Below are 22,280 nucleotides of genomic sequence, written 5' to 3'. Positions count from 1 at the left end.
GTAAAATTAAAAGGCATGAGCCCGGTAGATTACCGGGTTCATGCCCTCAAGGCTGCCTAAGTAAATAAAGTGTCTAACTTTTTGGGTTCACTTCATTTGAGACCCTCTTTCTTAATAGTCAAAAAATCACTTACCCAAATTAATCCAGACGCTTTTCACTTCAGAATAGTTGTCCAGTGCATAAGATCCCATTTCACGTCCGATTCCGGATTGTTTGTAACCGCCGAACGGGGAAGCTGCGTCGAACGCGTTATAACAGTTCACCCATACAGTACCGGCACGGAGTTTTCCTGCAACATAATGGGCATTGGCTATATCGCTGGTCCATAAGCCGGCAGCCAATCCATACTCACTTGCATTTGCACGGTTAATGACATCATCTAAATCCTCGAATGGCATTGCAGCTATGACCGGACCGAAAATCTCTTCTTTGGCTATCGTCATATCCTCTTCGACACCAGCAAATATAGTAGGAGAAACAAAGTAGCCCTGTTCACCAGGTTTATTTCCGCCGACAAGTACTTCCGCACCCTCGTTTTTCCCTTTTTCAATATAGCCCATTACTCGATTTTGCTGCTCCTCGGAAACAAGCGGTCCAATTTGTGTACTTGGATCCAGACCTACCCCTTGTTTGATGTTTTTTGCATGGCTTGCCATATCGGCAACTACGTTATCATAATGTTTCTTTTGGATATAAACCCTGGAACCGGCACAGCATACCTGCCCTTGGTTAAACATGACCCCATTCAAAGCACCAGGGATGGCTTTTGAGAAATCCGCATCAGGCAGGATGATGTTTGGCGATTTCCCTCCAAGTTCCAATGTGACCCGTTTCAATGAATATGAAGCGGAGCGCATGATCAGTTTTCCAACTTCGGTCGAACCGGTAAATGCAATTTTATTTACTTGCGGATGGTCGACAAGTGCTTGTCCAGCGGTTTCACCAAAACCGGGAACGATATTGACGACCCCATCAGGGAAACCGGCTTCAGCCAATAATTCAGCCAGGTAAAGCGCGGAAAGCGGAGTTTGTTCAGCAGGCTTTAATACAACCGTACAACCTGTAGCAAGTGCCGCCCCCAGTTTCCACATTGCCATAAGAAGCGGAAAGTTCCATGGGATGATTTGGCCGACAACACCAACCGCCTCGTGTTTTGTGTAGTTAAAGTAATTTCCGCTTACCGGAATGGTCTGTCCGACAATCTTGGTGGACCAGCCGGCAAAATATCTCATATGTTCTATAGCTAAAGGAATGTCGGCATTGGTGGTTTCACTGATTGGTTTACCATTATCCAACGTTTCCAATTGAGCAAGTTCGGTTTTATTTTCTTCCATTAAATCGGCAAGTTTATACATTAGCCTACTGCGTGAAGCTGCGCTCATTCTTGACCAAGGCCCCTCATCGAATGCTTTGCGTGCAGCTTTGACGGCTAAGTCGATATCTTCTTTATCAGCTTCATAAACATCGGCAAGTTTTTGTCCTGTAGCAGGATTAGGTGTGGAGAAGGTTTTTTTTGAAGCACTTTCTACAAACTGACCATTAATATAGAGCTTTTTTGGTCCTGTTAAAAATTTTTGCAGCTTTCCACTTACTTCTAACGTTAGGTTTGTCATAATTACCCTCCTGAATAAAATGATTATCTTGGGCAGAACATGATGACTTATTGTTAACGCTATGATTTATGCCAATTTTTATGATAAATGAAAAAAAGGGAATATTCAATCTATATCATTCGACATAATATTCAAGATTTCTTCATCATAAAAAAAATGAAGTATTATTTTGTCATGACATGTGTAAATACTATAGCAAAAATGAAAGTTAATAGTTAAAATGAATAAGGATAAAATAACAAGAAGGTCTAAAGTTCTTCAGGAGGAATATATGGGAAATGATGCGAAAATGATATCGCAACGTAAGATACTAGGTGTTGCGGGTCTTGGATGGATGTTCGATGCACTTGATGTCGGTATGCTTTCTTTCATCATTGTTGCTTTGAAACAGGACTGGAACTTAACCAGTGAGCAGGTTGGCTGGATTGGGAGCATAAACTCTATCGGAATGGCTGTAGGAGCCGTATTCTTTGGTGCGATGGCTGACAGGGTCGGACGGAAGAATGTCTTTATCATTACATTATTATTGTTTTCAATCGCAAGTGGCCTGTCTGCAGCAGTCAGTACACTCAGTTTGTTCTTGATATTGCGATTTTTGATTGGCATGGGACTTGGAGGAGAACTTCCGGTTGCCTCGACATTGGTTTCTGAAAGTGTTGAAGCAAGTAAAAGGGGAAGGGTTGTCGTCCTTCTTGAAAGTTTTTGGGCGGTTGGCTGGATTTTGGCAGCACTCATCTCCTATTTCATCATTCCGGCTTATGGTTGGCGCGTTGCATTGTTATTGAGCGCAGTTCCAGCTTTATATGCGCTGTATCTGCGCTTGAAACTGCCGGATTCACCGAAGTATACGGAATTAGAAAAAAAGCAGAGGCCATCTGTATTAAGCAATATGAAAAGTGTCTGGAAAAAGGAATACTCCCGTCAGACCCTTGTATTGTGGATTCTATGGTTTTGCGTGGTCTTTTCTTATTATGGGATGTTTTTATGGCTGCCAAGTGTGATGGTCCTAAAAGGCTTCAGTATGATTCAAAGCTTTGAATACGTTTTGATCATGACGCTTGCACAGCTTCCGGGCTATTTTTCAGCTGCATGGCTGATAGAGAAGATGGGACGTAAATTCGTTTTGATCACATACTTAATTGGAACGGCCGTCAGTGCCTTTTTCTTTGGATCATCAGAGGGGCTGGCACTGCTGATAGTTTCCGGGATGTTCCTATCTTTCTTCAACCTGGGGGCGTGGGGTGCACTATATGCATATACACCTGAGCAGTATCCAACAGCAGTTCGTGGTACTGGTGCTGGGTTAGCTGCAGGGATCGGGAGGATTGGCGGTGTCCTGGGTCCGTTGCTTGTAGGGTATTTAGTTGCAGCAGACACCCCGATATCCTCGATTTTCACCATTTTTACAATCGCTATACTAGTGGGTGCGATTGCCGTAGCTTTTGGGAAGGAAACAAAGAATACCGTTTTGACATGAACAAAAGGAAGGGGACTGTAATCAGTCCCCTCTTTTCATTAAGTAAAGTCTTTTATGATTTTTAAAAGGGATTCGGAGGCGCCCTTCGGACTTTCTGCATTCATGATCGCCGATACGACAGCGGTACCTGATAGCCCGCTATCAGAAAGAGCGGATATGTTATCTGCAGTGATACCCCCGATGGCTACGGCGGGAATGGATACGCTGCGGCAAATTTCCTCCAGATCCCCAATGGCCATCAGGGTTGCATCTTGTTTGGTCTTTGTAGGGAAAACGGAACCGACTCCGATATAGTCTGCTCCATTTCGTTCGGCTTCGTGAGCTTCTTCAAGAGTGGAGACAGATACTCCGACAATCATATCTTCAGGAACCATTTGTTTGACGACAGTCAGTGGAAGGTCATCTTGCCCAATATGAATTCCGTCCGCTGCAACCGCAAGTGCTATATCCACCCGGTCGTTGATGATAAGGGGAATAGAGAGCTCGTTCAATAACTGTTTCAATGCAGAAGCTTTTTTATAAAAGGAAAGGGAGGAATTGTTTTTCTCCCTAAGTTGTACGATCGAGACTCCTCCTGAAACCGATTCTGCAATGATTTCGGTCAATTTTTCTAATGCTATGGACTCTTCCGTAACTAAATACAAGCTTAAATCAATTTGGGACTTCTTCATTCATTTTCACCTCATGCATCCAGATTTCCTTATCCATTCTTGATATTGCATCGATTAATCGCACACGAAACGTTCCTGTTCCTTCATCTTTTTGAAGGTTTGCAGCTGCTAGTTCCCCTGAAATGCTCATGGTTGAGATTCCGGCAATTGCCGCAGAATAGAAATCGTCGGTGACTCCGGAAAAAGTGCCGATAAGAGCGGTGGACATGCAACCGGTACCTGTAACATTAGTTAAAAGAAGGTTTCCATTGTCGATGATGGATGTATGTTTTCCATCGCTGACCGCATCCTTTGCTCCGCTGACCACGACGATGCTATTCAATTTATTAGCTGCTTGTGCAGCCAGCTCTGCATGGCTAATCGCTAGTTCCCCCGAATCCACCCCGCGTGTAACGGTATCCCCACCCATCAATGAAAGGATCTCACTCGCATTCCCGCGAATGATTTGGAAAGTAACCTTACTAAGGAGCTCTTTGACCTGCTCTGTACGATAGGGGGTGGCACCAACTCCCACCGGGTCCAAAATGACCGGGATATCAATGGTATTTGCCGTCTTACCGGCAATCTCCATTGCTTCCATGGCTTTATCATCAATCGTACCGAAATTCAAAACCAATGCATCTGCTAATTTGACCATATCCGCCACTTCTCTTGGGCTCGAAGTCATTACTGGTGAACCACCGATGGCAAGGGTGGCATTTGCACAGTCGTTGACCGTAACAAAGTTGGTGATTTGGTGAATGAGTGGTTTTCTTTCTTTTACCTTCACGAATAAATCGGCTGCAGAAACCTTCATATTAATTCACTCCGTTCTTTTTTTGAAAATGAATGAAAATGATGGACAGGTCCATGACCTTTACCGATTGAAAAGCTATTGCGTATCGCTTCAGAAATATAGGTCTTGGCCTTTTCGATCGACTCTTGCAATGGCAGCCCATTTGCCAGGTTTGATGTAATGGCGGATGATAGGGTACAGCCCGTGCCATGAGTGTTCTTTGTATGAATGCGCTCTCCCTCGATCCATTGGAAGTCAGTCCCATCATAAAAAAGATCATTTGGATTTCCTGCTGCATGGCCTCCTTTAAGTAAAACGGCTTTGGGACCCATTTCTTGTATAGAAATGCATGCTTTGTAGAAATCTTGTTCCGTTCGAATCGACAAGCCAGTAAGTACTTCCGCTTCCGGTACATTAGGGGTTACAAGTGTTGCAAGCGGAAGCAAATCCATTTTTAAGGCAGAGACAGCCTTTTCGTCGAGCAAATGATGACCGCTTTTGGAAATCATGACAGGGTCAAGGATAACGATGGCAGGCAAGAAGGTTTTAAGGGACGCAGCGACAGTTTCCACGATTTCTTTTGATCCTAGCATGCCTATTTTTACTGCATCGACAGGAATATCTTCAAAGATAGCTGCAATTTGATCTGATATGATTGCTGTTTCAATTGGCTGTACTGAACGGACTTCCATTGTATTTTGTGCGGTTACGGCTGTGATCGCAGACATTCCAAAGACACCATGTGCAGAAAATGTTTTTAAATCCGCTTGTATTCCTGCGCCGCCCCCTGAATCAGAGCCTGCGATGGTTAATGCTGTTTTCATAAAAAAACCCCTTCATATAATTATTTTTTAGAAGTATTTTAAGTAATATGAATGCTAAAATCGCACCAGCGAATGAACTGAGCATAAAAGCCGGTAAAAAACCAAAGAGCGCAGCTTTTTCCCCCAATAGGAGGAGGGCAAGTGGATAACAAGCTAGGGAACCGAGAATACCGGTCCCGATCACTTCCCCTAAACAGGCAAATTTTAAGCTTTGTGTTTTTCGGTAAATGATGGCAGCCAAAAGTGCACCGATCATGCTACCGGGAAAGGCGAAAATTGAACCGGTACCAGACATGTTTCTAATGATGGAAACTAAAAAAGCTTGTGTCACTGCATAAGCTGGCCCCAATAGAACGGCCGTCAGGACATTTGCCAGATGCTGAATAGGAAAGACCTTTGCAAATCCTGCAGGAATGAAAATAAATGAACTGGTCAGCGTCGTAATAGCCGTGATCATGGCAGTCAACGTCAGTTTCTTGACAGGATTCATCATCTACAGCGGCCAATCTTGCTCATTATGAACCATATCCCAAAATAAATATTCATATCGGGAAGTAACCAAAAAGTGCTTTTCTAATCTAAGAAGTTCCTTTTCTGGCATGCCTTCCGTCAATTCTTCCAACAAAGCGATCAGCCATTTATGTGCTTCCCCGAATTCAGGAGATGAATAGGACCTTATCCAATCTGCGTAGCGATTGTTTTCCAATGCTGCTCCATTTTGTTCTTTCAGTAGCAAACCGATTTCATAATAATCCCAAGCGCAGGGCAGGAGACAGGCGATCAAGTCTGCCAAAGTCCCATGCTGAGCTGCATTTAGCATATAGCCTGTATAGGCTAAAGTCGTTGGAGTAGGTTCTGTATCTTCCAATTCCTTGGAAGTGATCCCGAATTCGGAAGCATAATGCCGATGAATATCCATTTCCACTTGAAGGGTTTCATTTAAAATACTCGCAAACTTTGCCATGGTTTCGATGTTATGAGCTTTGATTACACCTAAAGCAAAGAGCTTGGAATAATCCATGAGATAGATATAGTCCTGCTTCAGGTAATAGGCAAATTTCTTTTCAGGAAGCGTACCATTTCCAATTGCCTGGACGAAGGGATGTGAATGGTTCCTTTTCCAAATCTCTTTTGACCGTGCATGTAGTCTATCACTGAATGTTTCTAATTTAACATTCTCCATTGTTCATCCTCCTTTAGAATGGATCCCTTTGTTCATGAAAAAACCCCGTTCCTGAATACGGAACGGGGTAGATGGATATAGTCTGAAAATGGACGATATCATCCACTTCCCTCCGCCGGTATGAGCCGGTTCAGGTTCAAAGGGTCCGGAACTAATTCCATCTCAGTCTTAAAAAAAGACTCCCCTAGTGGTGTGAATTGTATGTAATTACTGACATCATATCAGAAAGACAAGAAAATGCAACCTGCATTTAAAAGAGGGACCATTTTATGTCCAGGAAAAAAGGGAGAACCAGGTAATTGACTTTTGATGGTTATTAGGATAAAATCATGTCTACATCATTTATATATCGATTTCTTATCCAGAGAGGTGGAGGGACTTGGCCCAAAGAAACCTCGGCAGCGGACCCGTTTTGGGAACTGTGCTAAATCCAACAAGCATATGCTTGGAAGATAAGAAGAGCCGTACGGACACTGTCAGCCTCTTCTTGAATTAGAAGGGGCTTTTATTTTTGGGAAATAACGTTTAGTGACATAATAGAAAAGGTATATATAATTTGGTGAAAATAAAACAAGTTGATAAAGTTTAGCTAACTAGAAGCAGGCTCTAGGATGACTAGGAAAGGAGCCATTTACATGGCAGAATTATTTAAGAGGATCGAACAGAGGAAGGCAAAGCTTATTGAAGAGTTATTGGCCAATGGAGTATACAAAACCTCTGATGAAAGGCACCTTTATGATGCCCCATTAAAAGTACTTGAAGATGAATATAAGATTGTTATAAATAAACCAAATACCGAGTCACCTTCTGAATGGATGACATAGTAAACGATGGACTATAGTTTGGGTTCTTGGATAAGAGATATGATGTAAGCATTCACAGTCTACACTAGTGGATGCTTTTTTGCGTTTAATAGAAAATGACACAAAATATACATAATTACAGGATTAATAGTCATTTTGTCACATTTACCCTTTAAAATAACACATTTAATTTCCGAAAAATAGTTGATTTTAACTAGTAGATTCATTATGATGAAAGTGTAAAAAAATTGAATAAATGGGAGGTGGCTATATAATGCCTTGCCTTAAGGTAACTATAGAAAAAATAGAAGAGAAAAGAAAAGAAATGATTAACTTGGCAGCAATTTACGGCTTATCAAGTCTGCTAACTGTTCAAGCCAGTCAAGAATTGGATACGCTATTAAATGCGTTAACAAGTAAAAGAGATTGTGAACATTTTTACCTCCAGAAAGCATATAGGTATTTTTAAATTAGCCAATTCGCACTCGATTAATATGAAAAAGCTACTGCTCAAGGCAATAGCTCTAAAGAATGATATTACATATCGACACGTTTACCAAGAATGAGCAAATCCCGCTCAATCCCATCCAACTCGGCAACTTGAGGTAAATGTGCCCATTCTTCAAATCCGAATTTGGAAAAAAGCTTAAGGCTTGGTGTATTGTGGGCGAAAATGAAACCCAATAGAGTCTTAACACCTAATTTTGGACTCCATTCAATTGCCTTTTGAATCGAAGTTTGTCCGATTCCTTTTCCCCGGAAATAATCATCTATATAAATGCTGATTTCGGCAGTGGAATTATATGCCGGTCGGCCATAGAAGGATTGAAAGCTCATCCATCCAGCAGTTTTCCCTTCTATAGTAATGATAAATAGCGGTCTACTTTCTGAATGATGTTCCTCAAACCATTTAACCCTCGATTGGACGGATACAGGCTCCGTATCTGCCGTGACCATTCTTGAAGCAATTGTTGAATTATATATTTCAACAATTCTGGGTAGATCGGATAGTCCTGCCTCTCTAAACGCTATGAGCTCTTCCATGATTTAAACTCCTAACTATCATTTATTCAATCTCCAGAATGAAGGGTAATCCCGTATTTTGTTTAAGGGACGGTGAATGACACCCAATCCATTGAAAGTTTTATATTATCATACACTCTTGAATCTTTATCTGACAATTTTTTTATGTTAAGACTGTAGATTTTTTGGGTATGTAAAAAAATAAATACTTCTAGTAAAGAGACAAGAGGAGAATCAAATGAAAAAATTGGCAGGTTTATTGATTATAGTACTCGTTATATGTTTTGCTGCGTATGAATTTCAGGCCTCGGAGTCAGAAGATGTGCAAAGGGTGATGGCTTTTGGAGATTCATTAACCTATGGAAAAGGGGATAAGGATGGGGAAGGATATATAGAAGGCCTTGAGGATGAATTGAATAATCCGCAATCGGAACAAAAAGTGAGTTTTTGGAATTACGGTATAAAAGGCCAGGAAACGGATGGGGTGATGAAACAGCTTGATGATTACCGCATTAAAACGAAACTTGATGAAGCCGATACTTTCATCGTTTTTATTGGAACGAATGACTTGATCAATAGTAACGGAGGGAACTTGGAGAAAATTAGTGACCGAAAAATCATTGAGGGAAAACGGGAGTATATCAACCATCTCAAAAAGATTACATCAACCTTGATAGAGGCAAACGAAAAGGCGGATATTCTGGTAGTAGGACTATATAACCCAATAAAAGACAATCAAAAACTTGAAAAGCTCATTCGTGATTATAACCTGTCAATAAAGGGAATAGCGGATAAAGATAAAAGGATGTTATTCATTCCTACAAATGATCTTTTTGAAGGTAAAAAGAAAACAGAGTATTTCAGTGATAAGTTACATCCGAATGAAAAAGGGTATCAGCTCATTGCGAACCGGGTTTTGGAAAGTTATGATTTCAAATGAAAGCAAAAATGCACAGGAAGGCTTCCTGTGCATTTTTGCCCTCTAAGAAGTAGCTAGGAATTTGATATCGCTTTAAGTTGAGGGAACTGTAAGTCATGGAGTTGCTTGTATCTGCCGTTGTTTAGCAATAATTCTTCATGTGTTCCTTTTTCATGAACCTGCCCTTTTTCCAGAACGATAATTTGATCCGCATCATGAATGGTCGATAAACGATGTGCAATTACTATTGAAGTCCGCTTTTTCATTAAACGTGACAATGCTTGCTGGATCAAATGTTCGGATTCTGTATCCAAGGCCGCCGTTGCTTCATCGAGAATGATGATTTGCGGATTTTTCAAAAGTGCCCTAGCTATGGCAATGCGCTGTTTTTGTCCGCCTGAAAGCTTGACTCCGCGCTCTCCAATCTGAGAATCATAACCATCAGGAAAGGCACTGATAAAGTCATGCGCATTTGCCGCTTTGGCGGATTCGATGATTTCAGCATCTGTAGCATCAAGTTTGCCATACACGATGTTATCACGAATGGAGCCATTGAATAAAATGATATCCTGGGAAACAATCCCCATTTGTCCCCGTAATGATTTCAGTGACACATCCTTGATATCATGACCATCCATTTTAATCGTGCCATCTTGCGGATCATAAAATCGGATCAAAAGGCTCGTGATGGTCGATTTTCCAGCGCCAGAGGAGCCGACCAGAGCAGTTACTTGACCAGCTTTCATGGACAGGCTTAAATGGCTGAGGACAGGTACACTCTCATCATACGAAAAATCAACACATTGAAATTCGATTTTCCTTTTTATGTAAGGGAGTTCGGTGGCATTTTCCTTGTCACTTATTTCGGGCTGGGTTTCTAATATTTCAGTTATCCGCTCAAAGGCCGCGGCTGATTGCTGGACAATGCTGATGACCCGGCTAAAATTGCGAACGGGACTCTGCAGTAACCTCAAATAGGCGAGAAAGGCCACGATTAACCCTATTGTGAATTCACCTTCCATCACTTGCCAAGCACCGACCACAATGACTGCTACAAGACCGATATTGTTCAATAAATCAATTATCGGGCCGAACATGGAGCGTAGCCGAACGGACTTAAGGTTTGCAGTCATATTTTCCTGATTACGCTCCGCAAACTTCCTTGATTCGAATTCTTCATTTGTAAAAGATTGAATGAGCCGCATTCCTGAAATGGAATCCTGTAACTGGTTGCTGACATCTCCTGCGGAACTTTGCACAGACCTAAATGACATCCTGATGCGTTTCCCGAATACCCTTGTGATATAGAACATGAAAGGGAATGTAAAAAGAAGTACAATGGTCAGCTTCCAGTTAATGAAAAGCATATATACCGCCACGGCAATGAAAGTCACCGTGTCAGTCAAGACTTGAAGCATGCTTGAAGAGATGAGCTGCTGCAGTAAATTAACATCATTGGTCAACCGCGACATTAAGTCACCGGTACGGTTTTTATCAAAGAATTTCATATCCAGTGTTTGAATATGGTCATACATGCTATTCCGTATATCCGTAATAGCCTTTTGACCGACCTTGGAAACGATATAGCTGTTAAAGTAGTTCAGTAAAGCCAATAAAATGGCAGCACAAAGAATTCCTGCACCAATCCAGATTAACGAGTCATATCTTTTTTCAGGAATGATTGTATCAATCGTAAACTGCGTCAACTGGGGGATGGAGAACTCAAGCAATGAAATGAAAAGCATGATACATAAAACCAAAGTGCAAAACTTCCACTTCGATGGGACCCGATTGAACATTTGCTTGAGCATCAACCATATGCTTCCTTTTGAGGGGATTGCATGCATGGTACTGCGGCCTTTGTGGCTGAATGGAATATGTCCTCCACTCATAGCGATCACTCCTATTTAGACTATCCTTGATGTTTTGAAAGTCATTTGAATTAGATGATTTTTGCCTTTATGACTATCATAGAGCTTTTCAAAAAATAGACAACTTTTAAGCGGTTCATTTCAGTCAAAAAGTATAATTATTTTACACGTTCATATAGGACATGGAATAATTAAAGGAGATTAGCGAGGCTGATAAGAGGAGATGCTAATAGTGAATGAAAATGAAAAAGTCAGGGAAGAACTTTTAAATGCGGTCATCGGACTAACGGATGAACAGCTGAACAACCATCCTGAACCAGGAAGATGGAGCATCATGCAGGTTTTGGATCATTTATATTTAATGGAAAGGGCCATAACAAAGGGCATTTCCGATAAATTGAAAAGCGATGATAGCATTCCTACTGTGGATAAACCGATCGAGCTTACTTTAGATCGTGAAATGAAGGTCCAGGCCCCGTCCTTTGTCATTCCGTCAGAATCATACCAAACTTTGAGTGAGATTAAGGAAAAGTTGTCCGAATCCCGAAAAGCTTTTGTACGGGTCGTTGACCATGCAAAGGAAATTGATCTCGAACAAAAATCTTTTCCACACCCTTTGTTTAAAGATTTAAGCTTGAAGCAATGGATCCCATTTGTGGGACTGCATGAAAAACGGCATTTATTGCAAATAGAAGAATTGAAAGCAAAGTTATAATAGAAGAAAAACTCATCCGTCTTTGGTTGAGTTTTTCACTTTCGGACAGATATTCGTAAAGGAAGGATTTTTCAGTGAAAGCCACTTGGGTAAGGACATGTTTGGTATTGGGCTTTTTCGGATTGATGCTAGGGCTCTTGTCCAAGTATATACTTCCGCCTGATTTAGATGAAATTGAACTGACTGACGAGCTGAATCCAATCGTCGCCGAAAAAAAAGACGAGCTCATTCAACTGGCTAATGACAAAGGCATCCTGATTATCATTACGGCGGGGTTCCGGTCTGTAGCCGAGCAAAATGAACTCTATGAAAAGGGCAGATCAGGCTCGGGCAACATCGTAACGAATGCAAGAGGTGGCGAGTCGCTACATAATTTCGGTTTGGCGATAGATTTTGCCCTCCTTAACAAACAAGGCGAGGCCATTTGGGATATGAATTATGACGGCAACGATAATGGAAAGTCGGATTGGATGGAAGTTGTAACCATCGCTAAAGGGTTAGGTTTTGATTGGGGAGGGGATTGGGCTGGGTTCAAGGATTATCCGCATTTACAAATGACATTTGGCTTGAACCTGCGTGAGCTGCAACAAGGCAAGCGGTCAAAAGGGCAGTGATGTGGGTAGTTTCATTATATGCCGCATAAATTTTGACTAAAAGCAGGAAAATAAGCATGTGAATTGCTTTACAGGTAAGAATTCGATAAAGTGGAATAGTGAGAAATCAGACATAAAGGAGTGCAGTCACCATGGAAGAAACAAAATATTGCCGGGACTCTTTGGTCATAAAAACAAGCCTTGTCCTCCCGCCGGATACAAATAATATTGGTACGATGTTCGGAGGCAAATTAATGGCATATATTGATGATGTAGCGGCTATATCAGCCATGCGTCATGCGCGAAGCAACGTCGTTACGGCATCAACTGATTCTGTCGATTTCCTGCACCCTATTCACGAAGGAAATGCAGTTTGCCTTGAAAGCTTCGTGACTTATACGGGCAGAACATCAATGGAAATCATCGTAAAGGTGATTGCAGAGGATTTAGTTACAGGAGATCGGAATTTATGTGTCATTTCTTTCTTGACATTTGTCGCCATTAATGAAGAAGGTAAACCAATTCCGGTCCCGCGTTTGGTTCCTGAAACAGAGATGGAAATGAATTTAAATGAATCAGCAAAACAACGGGCCCAAATAAGGAAAAAAAGAAGGGAAGATACACAGTTCATTGCAAGTACTTTCGGTGTGAAGCTGCCATGGACCGATCAATCGAAGCCTGGATTATATAAATAAGATACGCATCCCTTCAGCAATCTTATTGATGATTTTAGACCAAATTCATTGTGATTTGGTCTTTTATTAATCGCCATTGGTTTTGGGCATTATCCGTATGGGAAAGAAACGTGAAAAGACGCTTGGATAAGCCCGAGCGTCTTTTCACGTTTGATCACATCCGCTTTTCAGTCATCGCTTGCTAAAATACCGAAGAAGCGCAAGATGTTAATGAATAGGTTAATGAAATCTAGATATAGATTCAAGGCCATGAGCGGTACTTCTTCGGCTGTTACCCCGTAATGCTTCATTCGGTTGAAATCATATAAAATATAACCACTGAAAACTAAAATCCCAATAAAGGAAAAGACCAGCATGGCTGTAGAGCTTAATGGAGAGAAAATGTTGAAAATGCTAATGACCACTAAAGCTAGCAAGGCCGCAAATAACATTCCGCCCAAGAAAGAAAGGTCCTTTTTCGTGGTTGTGGCATAAACCGCCAGTCCACCAAATACAACTGTAGTCGTAACACCTGCCAGGATCACCACATTTGCCCCTGCAGCGGCTAGGTAGTGTGCAATGATCGGATATGTCGTAATTCCTGAAATCAATGTGAAACTATACAAAAATGTATAACCGATGGCTTTTTTCCTCCGCAATATGAATGCTCCAATCAACATAGCGATTTCAAGTATCGCTAAGGGAAGAAACAAGGATGGCGGAACAAGTGTGCCGAGAGCCATCCCTAAGACGGAAACGGCAAGTGACAAAGCGAACGTCCGCATGACGGACGGCATATATGTTTGTACAGTTTGTGAATACATTCAAACACCTCATCATTTATTTTCTACTGTTTTCTACGAATCTGTTTTAAAAAGGTTTCATGCCATTTAATGAAAATAAAGTGTTTTTTTTTTAGTATTGAAATATATATGAAATAATTACCTGTTTTATGATATCCTTACAAATGTACTAATTTTTCTGAAATATCAAAAAAATTAAATCAGAACCATTCTGCGGTATGTAGAACGACAAGGTCAATAAATAGATATGAACGTTAAGGTTGTTATCTTGGAATAGTAAATTAAAAATTATTGGTTCTTTACATTTAATCGGACTTCAAAACTTTACTGTATAACCGTTATAAAGGAAACGATTTTTTATTGCAGAAAATTATTCTTAAAGTTATAAAATATGAAAAAAATGTGATTATTTTCTATAAAACCTATTGTATAATTGTAAAAAATTGATTAAAATTCTAGATAATTATCAGAAGATTAATTATTTTCCCGATAAAATAGTTTAGGGGGAGCAAGAATGAATAAAGCTATTTTGCAAATAGAGAACCTAACGACCTCATTTCGAATCGGCAACAAATATCATGCAGCGGTGGATGACGTTTCGTTTACGGTGAATGAAAATGAAATTGTAGCAGTTGTTGGAGAATCAGGTTGTGGAAAGAGTGCATTGGCCTTATCTATCATTCAATTACATAATAGGCAGAGAACGAAATCCGAAGGAAATATCAATTATAAAGGTCAAAATCTACTAAAGTTGAATGATGTACAAATGAATAAAGTCCGGGGTAAGGAATTAGGGATGATATTCCAGGAACCTTTAACGGCTTTGAACCCGCTCATGACCATCGGAAAACAGATCGAGGAGAACCTTGATTACCATACTGAACTCTCCAATGCCGAAAAAAAGAACAGGACGATCGAACTTTTGACACAAGTGGGAATTCCATATCCTGAACGGACGTACAAGCAATATCCGCATGAGCTTTCGGGGGGAATGCGCCAAAGGGCAATGATCTCGATTGCCATTGCTTGCAACCCTGCACTGGTCATCGCCGATGAACCCACGACGGCACTGGATGTTACGATTCAAGCGCAAATACTTGATCTGCTGAAAGATATCCAGAGCAGGACAAAAATGGGGATCATCTTAATAACACATGATCTGAGCGTCGTAGCAGAGGTCGCGGACAGGATCGTTGTCATGTATGCAGGTCAGGTGGTGGAAACGGGAAGTGTTAAAGAGATATTCAACAATCCGCTTCATCCATATACGAGGTCGTTATTAAATTCGATCCCTTCTGCTGCAAACGAGAAAAACCGTTTGCACGTTATCGAAGGAATCGTTCCATCGATAGCGAAAATGGATCGGATAGGATGTCGCTTCCAAGATAGGATTCCTTGGATACCTAAACATGCGCATGAAGAGACACCCCGGCTTCACGATGTGGGCAACGATCATTTGGTGCGCTGTACCTGCTATAAAGAATTTTATTTTCAAGCTGAAGGAGATGCAACGACCAATGACATTACTCAAATTAGATAATCTCAAAGTGCATTTCCCGATAAGGGGCGGTTTTTTTCGAAGGGTGGTCGATCACGTAAAGGCCGTGGACGGTGTTTCCTTGGAGTTGCAGCAAGGGGAAACATATGGCTTGGTCGGTGAATCCGGAAGCGGCAAGTCCACGACAGGCAAGGCAGTGGTCAAACTGAATGAGGTGACATCCGGACAAATCCTATTTGAAGGCAGGGATTTAGCCTCTCTAAGTAGAAGAGAAATTAAACCATTCAGAAAAGATATCCAAATGATTTTCCAAGACCCGTATTCATCATTGAATCCGAAGAAGAGGGTACTGGACATCATTGCCGAACCGCTGAGGAACTTCGAACGGTTATCCCCTTCAGAGGAAAAGAAAATCGTACAGGACTTCTTGGACAAAGTTGGACTGAGTCCTGAATCGATTTACAAGTATCCCCATGAATTTTCAGGGGGGCAGCGGCAGCGGATTGGGATTGCCCGATCATTGACATTGAAACCTAAACTGATCATTGCGGATGAACCGGTGTCAGCATTGGATGTTTCCGTTCAGGCACAGGTATTGAATTTTCTTCAGGATCTCCAACAAGAGTTCAATTTGACTTATTTATTTGTCGGGCATGATTTAGGCGTAATCCGGCATATGTGTGACCGGATGGGTGTTATGTATCGCGGTAGATTGGTAGAGGAAGGAAAAAGTGAAGAAATCTATGAAAATCCCCAACATATATACACGAAGCGCCTGATTGCGGCCATTCCGGATTTAGAGCCGGAAGTTCGCCAAGATAAAGTGCAGCTTAGAAAAAAACTCACCTCGGAATATGAGTCTACCTACTCAAAATATTTCGATGAGAATGGACGTGCTTACGATTTGAAGCCAATCTCATCAACACATAGAGTCGCAATACAATAAGGAGGTGGAAGGACTATGTGGAAGTTTATCCTAAGACGATTATTAGTAATGATCCCGCAGCTCTTTTTATTGAGCATTATCGTTTTCATGATGGCAAAAGCAATGCCCGGAGATGCACTGTCAGGCCAGGAAATCAATCCTAGGGCCAATCCAGCCGAGCTTGAAAGGGTCAGGGAAGAACTGGGTTTGAATGACCCTTGGTACCAACAATATTTAAGGTGGGCATCCAATGCAGTACAAGGGGATTTCGGTATTTCCTATACACATAAGACGCCCGTTATGGATGTGATAGAAGACAGGCTTTGGAACACAGTGTTCCTGGCGTTGGTCACGCTGATTTTTACATATATGCTTGCTATTCCATTAGGCATACTTAGCGGAAGGTATAACGATACCTGGGTGGATAAAACCGTTACGGGATATAGCTATTTAGGATTTGGCACGCCGATTTTCATTTTTGCTTTAATCATGTTATTCGTTTTCGGCTTCGCCCTGGATTGGTTCCCGTCTGGGGGCAGTGTCGATTCAAAAGTGGATGAAGGAACGTTCGCCTATGTTGTAAGCAAAATCAATCATGTGATTTTACCAGCTTTAAGTACAGCTTTAATTGCAACAACAAGTACGATCCAATATTTGCGAAATGAAATCATCGACAATAAAATCAAGGATTTCGTAAGGACAGCGCGTTCGAAGGGAGTGCCTGAATCAAAAGTATATTCACGGCATATCCTGAGAAATTCCTTTTTACCGATAGCAGCATTCTTAGGTTATGAAATTACTGGATTGGTCGGCGGTGCGGTCATAATCGAGACCATTTTCAGTTATCCTGGCCTTGGGCAGCTTTTCCTTAGTTCGGTGAGTCTGCGGGATTTCAGCGTTGTCACGGCCATCGTCATGATGACGGGATTTGCCACTCTGCTTGGCACCCTTCTTTCGGACATCATACTTAGTGCGGTCGATCCGCGCATACGGATAGAATAGGAGCGGGGTGAGTCATATGGAAATGAAAGTGGAAACCGGAAAGAACATACAAGTGAAAGATGTAAGCCCTTCAGGAATCAAAATCATCTGGCAGGAAATCAAAAAGGATAAACTTGCCATGGGCTCATTGATTTTATTAACAGCCATATTGCTGTTTGTTTATGGTGCGGCTTTCTTCATGGATGCCAAAGAAATTGCCAAGGTCGATTTCCTCTCCATTTATTTGGAACCATCTTCTGACTACTGGCTTGGAACCGATTATGGTGGCCGGGATGTATTCGGACAACTGATAGTAGGTACCAGGAATTCATTCACGATCAGTTTATTCATTACATTATTCACGGCTATCATCGGTTTATCATTAGGGCTTCTTGCTGGTTACTTCGGGGGGGCAACCGATAATGTGATCATGCGTATTATCGATTTCGTGATTGCCCTGCCGCAAATGATGTTCATCATCGTTGTAGTCACGATTGTGCCGATCTTCAATGTATATGTTTTCATTTTAATCATGACGATGTTTTTATGGACAGGAAAGGCACGGCTGATTCGTTCGAAGGCTTTGTCTGAGCGTGAGCTGGATTATATCCACGCCTCACAGACACTGGGGACACCACATTGGAAAATCATCCTGTTTCAGCTTCTGCCCAATGTCAGTTCATTGATCATCGTCAACTTCATTTTGAACCTTGCAGGCAATATTGGCCTAGAATCCAGTTTGACTTTCTTAGGGTTCGGTCTTCCGGAGAGCACACCGAGTTTAGGGACGCTCATCAGTTATGCTCGAAATCCAGATGTTCTGGAAAACAAGTGGTGGATATGGGTACCCGCATCACTCATGATTCTAGTGTTGATGCTGAGTATAAATTTCGTTGGCCAAGCGTTAAAACGCGCCGCCGATGCAAGACAAAGAAGAGGATAAAAAAAGGGGAGTGTAGGATATGAAAATCAAAAGCTATAGTAAGGTATTAAGTGCATTGGCCATTTCGTCTCTACTGCTTGCTGCATGTTCGAATGATACGGAGAAAACGTCAACGAAAGAGAAAAAAGGGAAAGATGTCGAACAGGTCGATGCCTCTAAATTCCCAACAAAGACGACGAATCAAGGAGAGCCGATTAAAGGCGGCCATTTGACATATGGTTTGGTATCCGATACTCCGTTTGAAGGGATATTAAACAAAGTTTTCTATCAAGGCGAACCAGATCATCAAATCATCACTTTCCTGGATGATGAAGATTTATTGGATACAGACGAAAACTATGTGTTCACGAATGAAGGGGCCGCTTCATATGAGATTTCAGACGATCATAAAACGGTTACGCTGACGATTAAGGATAATGTAAATTGGCAAGATGGAAAGCCTTTGACAGGTGCCGATTTAGAATATGCATATCTTGTCATAGGCAGCAAAGATTACAAAGGTGTACGCTATGATGAACAAATGGCATTAATCGAGGGTATGGAAGAGTATCATGAAGGGAAAGCGGATAAGATTTCAGGCATTAAAGTCGACGGCAAGAAAATCACTTTCACATTCAAAAAAGCGAATCCTTCCGTCACGACTGGATTATGGACATACCCGCTTCATAAAGAATACTTAAAAGATGTTCCGATTGCAGAGTTGGAATCATCGGATAAAATCCGTAAAAACCCGATTGGCTTTGGACCATTCAAAGTGAAGAAAATCGTTCAAGGGGAAGCAGTCGAATTTGAAGCGAATAAAGATTATTACCGCGGTGCACCTAAATTGGACAGTGTCACATTAAAAGTCGTGAATCCGTCCGTTGTCGTCAAGTCACTTAAAAATGGTGACCTCGATGTAGCAGAGGTCCTGGCAGAGCAATATGAACAGGCCAAGGAATTGGATAATGTCGAATTATTGGGGAAAGTTGAATTGGCTTATTCCTATATTGGTTTCAATTTCGGCTACTATGATAAAGAAAAAGAAGAAAATATTATGGATGAGAATCCTAAATTCGGAGACAAACGCCTTCGTCAGGCGATGGCATATGCCATCAATAATAAAGAAGTTGGCGAAAAGATGTACAAGGGCCTTCGCTTCCCTGCCAACTCTGTCATTACACCGAACTTTAAATATAATAATAAAGATATAAAGCCATATGAATATGATCCTGAAAAAGCAAAAAAACTTTTGGATGAAGCAGGATTTGTAGATACGAATAATGATGGCATTCGTGAAGATGCAGATGGAAAAGAGTTCAAGATCAATTTTGCTTCCATGAGCGGCTCCGATGTTTCCGAGCCTCTTGCAAGGTATTATATCCAACAATGGGAACAAGTAGGTTTGGACGTTGAATTGCAGGATGGTAGGCTGCATGAGTTCAATTCATTCTATGACCTATTGAAAAAGGATAATGATCAAGTTGATGTTTATTCAGCTGCATGGGGAGTCGCTTCCGATCCGGATCCATCTGGTCTTTGGGCTAGATCTGCGGAATTTAACTATACCCGCTGGGTGAATGAAAAAAATGATGAGCTTCTTGATAAAGGGATTTCAGAGGAAGCCTTTGATGATCAATATCGGATCGATACGTATAATGAGTGGCAAGAATTGATCCATGATGAGGTTCCGGTCATTCCGACATTATTCCGTTATCAATTGGCAGGAGTGAATGAACGCGTTACAGGTTATGATTATCTCGCAGGCCGCCAATATCAGTGGCATAATGTAGGGGTAACGAAATAATTTAATTGATGACTATCGGCTGCCTTTATGGGCGGTCGATTTTTTTTTGCGTTTCATTGAAGTGGATAAAGGTTATATAGATAATAGTAAGTAATTGGAAGGGTGATATGATGGAAGTGAGAAATCCTAATGAAACAAAGAGAGAGTTAGAAATATTGTTTACTGAATCGGTTGGCAGGTTACTGAAGCCACTTGAAGAGGAAATAATTGCTGACATTGTAGCCTATCCATACGAAAAGCGAATTGCCTTCTTGGAGTATTTGAAGGAAATGTCCAACAAACAAAGACAGTTGAAGTAAGTTGAACTTTCATCATGAAGGAGGTCTTTTTATGAGGAACGAAGAAATGAGCAGATACAAAGTATGGCGTGAAAAGTGGAAAAGAAAAGTTAATATGGAGAATTTGGCGTTATATGGCATTTCATCATTAGTTATGGCCATCTTGCCTGTTCTGGCCCATATGAGTTAAATCGATTAAAGGACCGTCTTTTGGCGGTCTTTTAATATGTTAAAAGTTGCCATGAAAAGATATAATGAACAAAGAGGAAAGGAGAGATATGCATGAGTGTTATCAAAGAAGAAGAAATCGTATCTTACATAAAAGAATTGGTGTCCATACCCAGCCCCTCCGGCTATACAGATCAAGCCATTAAATACGCGGCCGATTTCATGGAGCAGAGGAAGGTTCCTTACAAGATCACGAATAAAGGGGCAGTGCTTGCTTCATTAAAAGGCGAAGATGATGGCAAACATCGATTGCTGACTGCCCATGTCGATACTCTGGGTGCCATGGTAAAGGAAATCAAGGCAAATGGCCGCCTTAAATTGACGATGATCGGCGGTTTTCGCTGGAACTCAGTGGAAGGGGAGTATTGTAAAATCCACACAGCTGACGGAGCAATTATAACCGGGACCATATTAATCAATCAGACCTCTGTTCACGTATATAAAAATGCCGGGGATGCCAAGCGTGATGATGAAACAATTGAGGTCCGGATAGATGCTGTCGTGAATACTAAAGCGGAAACTGAAGCCATTGGCATTTCTGTTGGAGATTTTGTCTCCTTCGAGCCAAGGGTGGAAGTTACGGATACTGGCTTTTTGAAATCAAGGCATTTGGATGATAAAGCAAGCGTCGGCATCCTGCTTCATATCATTGACCTCATTTCCGCAGGAAAGATAAAATTGGCATATACGACCCATTTCCTGATTTCAAACAATGAAGAAATCGGCTATGGCGGCAATTCCAATATCCCTGAGAAAACAGTCGAATATCTAGCTGTCGATATGGGAGCCATCGGTGACGGACAATCGACGGATGAATTCAGCGTTTCCATTTGTGCGAAAGACTCCTCGGGTCCTTATCATTATAAATTACGTCAGCATCTAGTCGCCCTTTCCAAAGCAAATGCTGTCGACTATCGCGTCGATATTTATCCATATTATGGTTCGGACGCTTCCGCTGCGATCCGGGCAGGATATGATGTCGTACATGGTCTGATCGGACCGGGGATCGATGCTTCACATGCCTTCGAGCGGACGCATGTCTCTTCATTAAAGCATACAGCCAATCTGATTTTGCATTATATCCAATCAGAGTTGGTTAAATCGTGAAAAAAGCCCGCACTCATAATCAGATGAGTGCGGGCTTTTTTTGGTTTTAGCGAGATTTTTATTATACTCGTGAGTGACAAATAAGGATTTATAATGATAATTCTTGTGGGGGCTCACCATTGTTGTTCATCAACCGAATGCTTTCCGGTTTAATTTGAAGGATTAAATAATTGGGATCTTTCGGACCTTCGAACCAATCTTCAAATGAATCGTTCCATAATTTATCCTTCAATTCCTGTGAGTCGTTTATTTTCGAGGTACCTGAGATTTCCAGGTAGGAATCGCCTAATCCTTCATTATCATAGCCGATCAGAATGTGAACATTAGGATTCTTTTCAATTTCATCAGTTTTTTCCGTCTTTCCACTCGTTGGTGTGTATAAAGTTAATTCATCGTTAAAGAATGTCATATAGCGCGAATGTGGTTTGTTGTTTTCAACTGTAGATAATACTCCTATTTTATGATCACGAATGATGTTCAATACTTTTTCTTTAATTTGGTTTTGGCTCATTTTTGCACACTCCTTTTATTTTTTTACTCTATTACTTTTCCTCCTTTTCCTTTAAGTTAAACAAAATTATGCAGTTTG

25 protein-coding genes and 2 riboswitches are annotated in these 22,280 nt (G+C 41.3%); of the genes, 15 read left to right on the top strand and 10 right to left on the bottom strand.

The window, feature by feature from the left end:
* Nucleotides 1-126 precede the first annotated feature (126 nt).
* On the bottom strand, nucleotides 127-1,614 hold the full coding sequence (locus ACFRAK_RS06650; RefSeq protein ID WP_076366967.1) for an aldehyde dehydrogenase family protein: 1,488 nt from the start codon (nucleotides 1,612-1,614) through the stop codon (nucleotides 127-129).
* Nucleotides 1,615-1,885: 271 nt separating this feature from the next.
* Here ACFRAK_RS06650 and ACFRAK_RS06645 point away from each other — a divergent pair, with 271 nt between their 5' ends.
* A complete protein-coding gene (locus ACFRAK_RS06645) occupies nucleotides 1,886-3,091 on the top strand; it encodes an MFS transporter (protein ID WP_260284072.1) in 1,206 nt (401 codons plus the stop codon).
* Nucleotides 3,092-3,129: 38 nt separating this feature from the next.
* On the opposite strand, the gene thiE is transcribed toward ACFRAK_RS06645, so the two are convergent.
* Genes thiE through tenA form a run of 5 tightly spaced genes read right to left on the bottom strand, consistent with a single transcriptional unit; the run spans nucleotide 3,130 to nucleotide 6,544 of the window.
* Entirely contained in the window at nucleotides 3,130-3,762 is a 633-nt protein-coding gene (thiE, locus tag ACFRAK_RS06640; protein WP_394571441.1) for a thiamine phosphate synthase, read from the bottom strand.
* Nucleotides 3,743-4,558 (bottom strand): hydroxyethylthiazole kinase, encoded by an 816-nt coding sequence (gene thiM / locus ACFRAK_RS06635; RefSeq protein WP_387599406.1) that lies wholly within the window; start codon nucleotides 4,556-4,558, stop codon nucleotides 3,743-3,745. Before thiM ends, thiE begins: the two co-directional genes overlap by 20 nt.
* Nucleotides 4,555-5,361, bottom strand: a complete 807-nt coding sequence (gene thiD / locus ACFRAK_RS06630; RefSeq protein ID WP_260284075.1) for a bifunctional hydroxymethylpyrimidine kinase/phosphomethylpyrimidine kinase — start codon at nucleotides 5,359-5,361, stop codon at nucleotides 4,555-4,557. Before thiD ends, thiM begins: the two co-directional genes overlap by 4 nt.
* Entirely contained in the window at nucleotides 5,330-5,851 is a 522-nt protein-coding gene (gene thiW / locus ACFRAK_RS06625) for an energy coupling factor transporter S component ThiW (RefSeq protein WP_394571448.1), read from the bottom strand. Before thiW ends, thiD begins: the two co-directional genes overlap by 32 nt.
* A 3-nt stretch (nucleotides 5,852-5,854) precedes the next feature.
* Nucleotides 5,855-6,544, bottom strand: a complete 690-nt coding sequence (tenA, locus tag ACFRAK_RS06620) for a thiaminase II (protein WP_260284076.1) — start codon at nucleotides 6,542-6,544, stop codon at nucleotides 5,855-5,857.
* A gap of 90 nt (nucleotides 6,545-6,634) precedes the next feature.
* Nucleotides 6,635-6,740: riboswitch (TPP riboswitch) on the bottom strand.
* A 158-nt stretch (nucleotides 6,741-6,898) separates the two neighbouring features.
* A riboswitch (SAM riboswitch) is annotated at nucleotides 6,899-7,003 on the top strand.
* 176 nt (nucleotides 7,004-7,179) lie between these two features.
* On the opposite strand from tenA, the gene ACFRAK_RS06615 reads away from it, so the two are divergent.
* Entirely contained in the window at nucleotides 7,180-7,368 is a 189-nt protein-coding gene (locus ACFRAK_RS06615; protein ID WP_192203796.1) for a Fur-regulated basic protein FbpA, read from the top strand.
* 253 nt (nucleotides 7,369-7,621) lie between these two features.
* On the top strand, nucleotides 7,622-7,816 hold the full coding sequence (locus ACFRAK_RS06610) for an aspartyl-phosphate phosphatase Spo0E family protein (RefSeq protein ID WP_260284077.1): 195 nt from the start codon (nucleotides 7,622-7,624) through the stop codon (nucleotides 7,814-7,816).
* Nucleotides 7,817-7,884: 68 nt separating this feature from the next.
* Here ACFRAK_RS06610 and ACFRAK_RS06605 read toward each other — a convergent pair whose 3' ends face one another.
* Nucleotides 7,885-8,391: a GNAT family N-acetyltransferase gene (locus ACFRAK_RS06605; protein ID WP_387599412.1), complete on the bottom strand. Its 507-nt coding sequence runs from the start codon at nucleotides 8,389-8,391 to the stop codon at nucleotides 7,885-7,887.
* A gap of 217 nt (nucleotides 8,392-8,608) precedes the next feature.
* Here ACFRAK_RS06605 and ACFRAK_RS06600 point away from each other — a divergent pair, with 217 nt between their 5' ends.
* Nucleotides 8,609-9,310: a GDSL-type esterase/lipase family protein gene (locus tag ACFRAK_RS06600; protein ID WP_387599415.1), complete on the top strand. Its 702-nt coding sequence runs from the start codon at nucleotides 8,609-8,611 to the stop codon at nucleotides 9,308-9,310.
* Between the two features lie 53 nt (nucleotides 9,311-9,363).
* Here ACFRAK_RS06600 and ACFRAK_RS06595 read toward each other — a convergent pair whose 3' ends face one another.
* Nucleotides 9,364-11,181 (bottom strand): ABC transporter ATP-binding protein, encoded by a 1,818-nt coding sequence (locus tag ACFRAK_RS06595; protein ID WP_387707127.1) that lies wholly within the window; start codon nucleotides 11,179-11,181, stop codon nucleotides 9,364-9,366.
* 202 nt (nucleotides 11,182-11,383) lie between these two features.
* On the opposite strand from ACFRAK_RS06595, the gene ACFRAK_RS06590 reads away from it, so the two are divergent.
* The 3 genes from ACFRAK_RS06590 to ACFRAK_RS06580 all read left to right on the top strand — a co-directional run bounded on the left by ACFRAK_RS06590 (nucleotide 11,384) and on the right by ACFRAK_RS06580 (nucleotide 13,163).
* Nucleotides 11,384-11,875 carry a DinB family protein gene (locus ACFRAK_RS06590; RefSeq protein WP_387707125.1) on the top strand — a complete coding sequence of 164 codons (492 nt, stop codon included), beginning with the start codon at nucleotides 11,384-11,386 and terminating at the stop codon, nucleotides 11,873-11,875.
* Between the two features lie 125 nt (nucleotides 11,876-12,000).
* Nucleotides 12,001-12,489, top strand: a complete 489-nt coding sequence (locus ACFRAK_RS06585; RefSeq protein WP_394571447.1) for a M15 family metallopeptidase — start codon at nucleotides 12,001-12,003, stop codon at nucleotides 12,487-12,489.
* Nucleotides 12,490-12,620: 131 nt separating this feature from the next.
* On the top strand, nucleotides 12,621-13,163 hold the full coding sequence (locus ACFRAK_RS06580; protein ID WP_192203801.1) for an acyl-CoA thioesterase: 543 nt from the start codon (nucleotides 12,621-12,623) through the stop codon (nucleotides 13,161-13,163).
* Nucleotides 13,164-13,330: 167 nt separating this feature from the next.
* Here ACFRAK_RS06580 and ACFRAK_RS06575 read toward each other — a convergent pair whose 3' ends face one another.
* The gene (locus ACFRAK_RS06575) at nucleotides 13,331-13,966 is read right to left on the bottom strand and encodes a Bax inhibitor-1/YccA family protein (RefSeq protein ID WP_394571440.1); all 636 of its coding nucleotides are present in this window, start codon (nucleotides 13,964-13,966) and stop codon (nucleotides 13,331-13,333) included.
* 493 nt (nucleotides 13,967-14,459) lie between these two features.
* Here ACFRAK_RS06575 and ACFRAK_RS06570 point away from each other — a divergent pair, with 493 nt between their 5' ends.
* From ACFRAK_RS06570 to ACFRAK_RS06535, 8 genes are all read left to right on the top strand, one after another.
* Entirely contained in the window at nucleotides 14,460-15,485 is a 1,026-nt protein-coding gene (locus ACFRAK_RS06570) for an ABC transporter ATP-binding protein (RefSeq protein ID WP_387599426.1), read from the top strand.
* Nucleotides 15,463-16,389 (top strand): ABC transporter ATP-binding protein, encoded by a 927-nt coding sequence (locus ACFRAK_RS06565; RefSeq protein ID WP_260284084.1) that lies wholly within the window; start codon nucleotides 15,463-15,465, stop codon nucleotides 16,387-16,389. Before ACFRAK_RS06570 ends, ACFRAK_RS06565 begins: the two co-directional genes overlap by 23 nt.
* Before the next feature lie 15 nt (nucleotides 16,390-16,404).
* A complete protein-coding gene (gene opp4B / locus ACFRAK_RS06560) occupies nucleotides 16,405-17,370 on the top strand; it encodes an oligopeptide ABC transporter permease (protein WP_387599429.1) in 966 nt (321 codons plus the stop codon).
* 22 nt (nucleotides 17,371-17,392) lie between these two features.
* Complete coding sequence (locus ACFRAK_RS06555) at nucleotides 17,393-18,292, top strand: ABC transporter permease (RefSeq protein ID WP_387600252.1); 900 nt, start codon at nucleotides 17,393-17,395, stop codon at nucleotides 18,290-18,292.
* A 19-nt stretch (nucleotides 18,293-18,311) separates the two neighbouring features.
* Entirely contained in the window at nucleotides 18,312-20,078 is a 1,767-nt protein-coding gene (gene opp4A, locus ACFRAK_RS06550) for an oligopeptide ABC transporter substrate-binding protein (RefSeq protein WP_387599432.1), read from the top strand.
* A 110-nt stretch (nucleotides 20,079-20,188) separates the two neighbouring features.
* A complete protein-coding gene (locus tag ACFRAK_RS06545; protein ID WP_394571439.1) occupies nucleotides 20,189-20,377 on the top strand; it encodes a hypothetical protein in 189 nt (62 codons plus the stop codon).
* A gap of 31 nt (nucleotides 20,378-20,408) precedes the next feature.
* A complete protein-coding gene (locus ACFRAK_RS06540; protein WP_387599437.1) occupies nucleotides 20,409-20,546 on the top strand; it encodes a hypothetical protein in 138 nt (45 codons plus the stop codon).
* Nucleotides 20,547-20,638: 92 nt separating this feature from the next.
* Nucleotides 20,639-21,691: a M42 family metallopeptidase gene (locus tag ACFRAK_RS06535; protein ID WP_394571438.1), complete on the top strand. Its 1,053-nt coding sequence runs from the start codon at nucleotides 20,639-20,641 to the stop codon at nucleotides 21,689-21,691.
* An 88-nt stretch (nucleotides 21,692-21,779) separates the two neighbouring features.
* Here ACFRAK_RS06535 and ACFRAK_RS06530 read toward each other — a convergent pair whose 3' ends face one another.
* Nucleotides 21,780-22,202: a pyridoxamine 5'-phosphate oxidase family protein gene (locus ACFRAK_RS06530; RefSeq protein WP_387599443.1), complete on the bottom strand. Its 423-nt coding sequence runs from the start codon at nucleotides 22,200-22,202 to the stop codon at nucleotides 21,780-21,782.
* Between the last annotated feature and the right edge of the window lie 78 nt (nucleotides 22,203-22,280).

The organism is Peribacillus sp. NPDC056705, assembly GCF_043656335.1.
The sequence above is the reverse complement of the archived record's forward strand: the minus strand, read 5'-3'. Positions and strand labels throughout refer to the sequence as shown.